5 protein-coding genes are annotated in these 4,255 nt (G+C 57.5%); 2 read left to right on the forward strand and 3 right to left on the reverse strand.

All coding sequences use genetic code 11. From position 1 onward, the window contains the following. On the forward strand, positions 1-208 hold a 208-nt coding region (locus J9893_RS14010; protein WP_210600942.1), incomplete at its 5' end, for a hypothetical protein. Between the two features lie 364 nt (positions 209-572). Here the strand turns inward: J9893_RS14010 and J9893_RS14015 are convergent. From J9893_RS14015 to tnpA, 3 genes are all read right to left on the reverse strand, one after another. After that, a complete protein-coding gene (locus tag J9893_RS14015; protein ID WP_113978187.1) occupies positions 573-1,679 on the reverse strand; it encodes a 3-deoxy-7-phosphoheptulonate synthase in 1,107 nt (368 codons plus the stop codon). 251 nt (positions 1,680-1,930) lie between these two features. Next, positions 1,931-2,737 (reverse strand): siderophore-interacting protein, encoded by an 807-nt coding sequence (locus tag J9893_RS14020; RefSeq protein WP_109422417.1) that lies wholly within the window; start codon positions 2,735-2,737, stop codon positions 1,931-1,933. 166 nt (positions 2,738-2,903) lie between these two features. Further along, complete coding sequence (gene tnpA / locus J9893_RS14025; RefSeq protein ID WP_010674034.1) at positions 2,904-3,308, reverse strand: IS200/IS605-like element ISAs26 family transposase; 405 nt, start codon at positions 3,306-3,308, stop codon at positions 2,904-2,906. Positions 3,309-3,365: 57 nt separating this feature from the next. Between tnpA and J9893_RS14030 the strand changes: the two genes are divergently transcribed. Next, positions 3,366-4,255 (forward strand): RNA-guided endonuclease TnpB family protein (locus J9893_RS14030; protein WP_210539127.1); only part of this gene is annotated, 890 nt, incomplete at its 3' end.

Here is a 4,255-nt window from a genome sequence, read left to right on the forward strand (position 1 = left end):
TGACGGTATAACCTGGCCAGAAGGAGGCAATATCAATATGATGCACGGCGACAGCAGGGTGATGGTGGTGGTGTGTTTGGCGACAACCAGTTTACCAGCACCCTGTCTGTCAACTTCCACTTTCCCAGGATCCCGCGAAGAACCTTATTATTTTCAGGGTTCAGATGATGTCGCAGTAAAACCCAATTGCGCAGGTTACTCTGGTTAATTGGAGAGCCTCGTCTGGAATAGCCATGACCATCATGTGCCCAATAAAGGTGGCGCATCATCTTCCACGCCACCTCGCCACTTATACGCACTGAGGACTCATACAGCCCGTGTATCTTCGTCCCTTGTGAGAAACGATCATGGATACCTGCTGTGACAGAATGAAATAGCGGCGGTGGATCCTCATCTGTACGCCTGAGCGGCCCGTCTCTTTTTCATGCTGATGCATGACGCCCACCGCCTATTAATTTATCCCCTCTATTTATGGTCTGTTTGACACCGCTCTTCTGCGATATATCCGCACGATGCCGGACAATGTGCGGATGAGGCAGACACCGATTGGTGGCAAACAAATAAACCGAATGCTAGATGACGGGTTGTCCGAGTTCAGACTGAACGGCGTGTGTGTATTTTCTCCGGGTGCGGCGACGGGCCTGGACCGCCTCTGCCAGCATGGCAAGCAGGTGTTCACTCTCTTCCCAGCAGAGGCAGGCATCGGTCACTGACAGGCCGTATTGCAGCTCACCCAGAGGAGCCGGTTTCTGGTTTCCTCCCAGCAAGAAGCTCTCGACCATGACGGCGGCGATGGCTTGGCTCCCTTCGCTCAGCTGGCGACAGAGCTCTTTGGCGACCTTCAGCTGGTTCGTGTGCAGCTTCTGGCTGTTGCCATGGCTGCAATCTACCATCAGGCGAGGGGGGAGTCCCTGACGGATGAGGCGGTCTGCTGCCTCCGCCACATCGCTCTGGTAGTAGTTGGGCAGGGTGCCGCCACGCAGAATGATATGGCCATCGGGATTGCCTTCGCTCTTGATCACTACCATGCCGCCCTGGCTGCCGGGGGCGGTGAAGAGATGGGAGGCGGTACTGGCCTGGATGGCATCGATGGCGACCCGGATATTGCCGTCCGTACCGTTCTTGAATCCCACGGGGCAGGGCAGTGCGGAGGCCAATTGCCGGTGGACCTGAGACTCCGTGGTGCGTGCCCCGATGGCGCCCCAGCTGACGAGATCGGCGAGATAGAGAAAGCTGGTGGTGTCGAGGAATTCGGTGGCGGTGGCGAGCCCCAGCCCATTGATGTCGAGCAGCACCTGGCGTGCCAGATGCAATCCCCGATTGATGTCGTTGCTGCCGTCCAGGTGCGGATCGAAGACCAGCCCCTTCCAGCCCACCGTGGTGCGCGGCTTTTCAAAATAGGCGCGCATGACTATCTGAAGGCTGTCTTCATAGGCGGTGGCGAGTCGTGCCAGCCGTCCGGCATAGTCCAGGGCCGCGACGGGATCATGGATGGAGCAGGGGCCAATCACGACCAGCAGGCGATCGTCTTCACCTGCCAGGATCCGGCGTGCCTGATGGCGCTGGTTGTCGATGTGCCGGGTCATGTCGGCCGGACAGGGGTGCTGCACCAGCAGCTCGGCAGGGGTGGGTAGCGCCTCTATGGCGAAGGCGCGCATGACCGAATTCAAAACTGCCATCTGGAGTTACCTTGCTGTGCATGTGTGCGATGGGGAACCCGTATGCGGCATCCTGTTGGGAGCAGACAGATTCACGGCTCATCGCAGTTGTTGAGAATGATTGTCATTATCTTAGTGTTTGTCTCAAATGCAAGTGCAATGAAATCGCCAGGCGAAGATGGGGGGAGAAAGAACGATGGCGGGGGAACCGCAGCAAAAGCAGGCCGCTTCCCCGAGGGAAGAAGCCCGCCAGTCACAAGATAAAGAGGGGATCAGCTGTCCATCACGGCGTGCCTGTCCTGATGGTAGGCGTCTTCATCCTTGCCACTGCGCCAGTAGGGGACTGCGTAGACCCGCTGGCGCTCGGCATCCAGGGCGCGTCTGACGTGGCGGCGCAGCGGCACGACCAGGCTCTCTTCCCCGCCAAACCAGAAATAGCTCCCCTCGGCGACCATAGGCTGGGCGGTGAAATGCGCCACCAGGGTCGCGGCCTGCTCCGGATTGCCCACGAACCAGCGCAGGTCGACGCCGGCCGGCAGCGACAGATCCTGCACGTCGTCCTGATGGGGGACCAGCAGGGCGATATGGCCGCGGGCATGGGCTGGCATCACTTCCACCATGGCGCTGATGGCGGGCAGGGCGGTGAGATCCCCCGCCATGTAATAGTGCTCGGCCGTTTGCAGCATGGGGTCGGGACCGCCCGGGCCCGAGATGGCGAGCCTGTCCCCCGGTTTGGCGTGCAGGGCGAAACGACTGGCGGGGCCGGCCTCGCCGTGCAGGGCGAAGTCGATGTCGAGCTCCAGCGCCTCCCGGCGAAACGCGCGTATGGTGAATGTGCGAATGACGGGTTTCTGGGCGGGATCGAGCCAGCGAGGCCCCTTGTCGGTGGGGGTGGGCAACACTATCTCGCGCTGATCCGGTCGGGGCAGCATGATCTTGACATGAGCACCGCCACAGCTGAAGGGGTAGTCCACAAGCTCGGGGCTGGTCAGGCAGATTCGGCGCAGATGCGGGCTCACATCCTGAACATGCTTGACGGTGAGCAGGCGGGGGCGATTGGCCGGGGCGGGTTGAGACATGGGCATACTCCTGGCTGATGATGGCGCCCATTCTTGATTAAATGAAAACTATTATCAATTGGTTTGTGGGCAGAATGGGTCGCGATTGACCATCCTCTGGATCTCCATCTTAAATACGAAAGGGGACTCCCTCCGACGTAGGTGGGAGGGGAATTTCGCCGGGGCGTCAGCCCCGCTGGTTTTGAATGTATTGCTTGATCACCTCCAACGGTGCTCCGCCGCAAGAGCCCGCAAAGTAAGAGCGTGACCAGAGTACGGGTTTGCTGTAAGCACCTCTCAAGTCCAGAAATTCATTACGCAGTCGCCTTGATGTGACCGCCTTTAACGAGTTCACCAGTACCGATAGCTGTACCGTTGGCGCGTACTCTATCAGCATGTGAACATGATCAGCCTCTCCGTCACACTCTTTCAGTTCCGCACCAAAATCTCTGCAAACCTCTGCCGCACACTGACCGAAGGAAGCGTGATGCAGATCCCCCAGTATCGGCTTTCGATACTTGGTGATAAACACCAAGTGTACGTGCAAAACGTAGGCCGCATGGCGTGATTTATTAATTTTAGTGAATTGCATTCTGTCACTCAATCGGGCTTAATAGATATGGCAATAATGCTACACACTGAGCGCTAAATGCAAATTCTGAAAGCCTACAAATTCCGACTCGAACCGACCGAACAACAAGCGCAACGCCTGCGCCAGTTGGGCGGTTGTGCTCGTTATGTCTGGAATCACGGGCTGGCAGAAACCAAACGCATTCTGGATGCTGGCGAAAAACTGCCTTCTGCCTTTGAGCTGAACAGGATGCTCACCAGTTGGAAGAAAGACCCAGAAATGGCCTTTCTGGCCGAGGCATATACCGACAACCTCCAGCAGAAGCTCAAGGATTTGCATGGCGCGTGGATGCGCTGCTTTGATAAGAAACTCGCCGCCAAGGCACCCGTATTCAAGAAAAAAAGCGACAACTGCGACGCTATCCGGTTCGTCAACTTCGACAAGTATTGCCGCCTTGAAAAGGGTCGCGTGAAGCTGCCTGCCGGGCTGGCGTGGGTCAAGTTCCGTCAGTCCCAGCCAGTTGAAGGGAAAATTAAAAACGCGACCGTCAGCCAAGCAGCCGGGCACTGGTATATCTCCTTTCAGGTCGAGCAGGAGACGCTTGAGCCAATTCACCCCTCCGGCTCAATGGTCGGGCTGGATGCGGGGATCGCCAAGCTCGCAACCCTGTCAGATGGCACGGTGTTTGAGCCCGTCAACAGCTTCAAAACCAATCAGACCAAGCTGGCAAGGCTCCAACGCCAGTTGAGCAAAAAGGTAAAGTTCAGCAGCAACTGGAAGAAACAAAAAGCCAAGATCCAGCGGCTGCATTCACATATCGCTAATACCCGCCGCGATTACCTTCACAAGGTCACAACGACTATCAGCAAAAACCACGCGATGATCGTCATTGAGGATTTGAAGGTTGCCAGCATGTCAAAATCAGCAGCGGGCACGACCAGCCAGCCGGGGCGCAACGTCCGGGCAAA

The organism is Aeromonas sp. MaB10011B (assembly GCF_017939325.1).
GTDB lineage: Bacteria > Pseudomonadota > Gammaproteobacteria > Enterobacterales > Aeromonadaceae > Aeromonas > Aeromonas caviae.

Excerpts from the sequence above, each read along its gene's own strand:
- J9893_RS14015 (WP_113978187.1), bottom strand. The coding sequence starts at position 1,679 with ATGGCAGTTTTGAATTCGGTCATGCGCGCCTTCGCCATAGAGGCGCTA.
- J9893_RS14020 (WP_109422417.1), bottom strand. The coding sequence starts at position 2,737 with ATGTCTCAACCCGCCCCGGCCAATCGCCCCCGCCTGCTCACCGTCAAG.
- tnpA (WP_010674034.1), bottom strand. The coding sequence starts at position 3,308 with ATGCAATTCACTAAAATTAATAAATCACGCCATGCGGCCTACGTTTTG.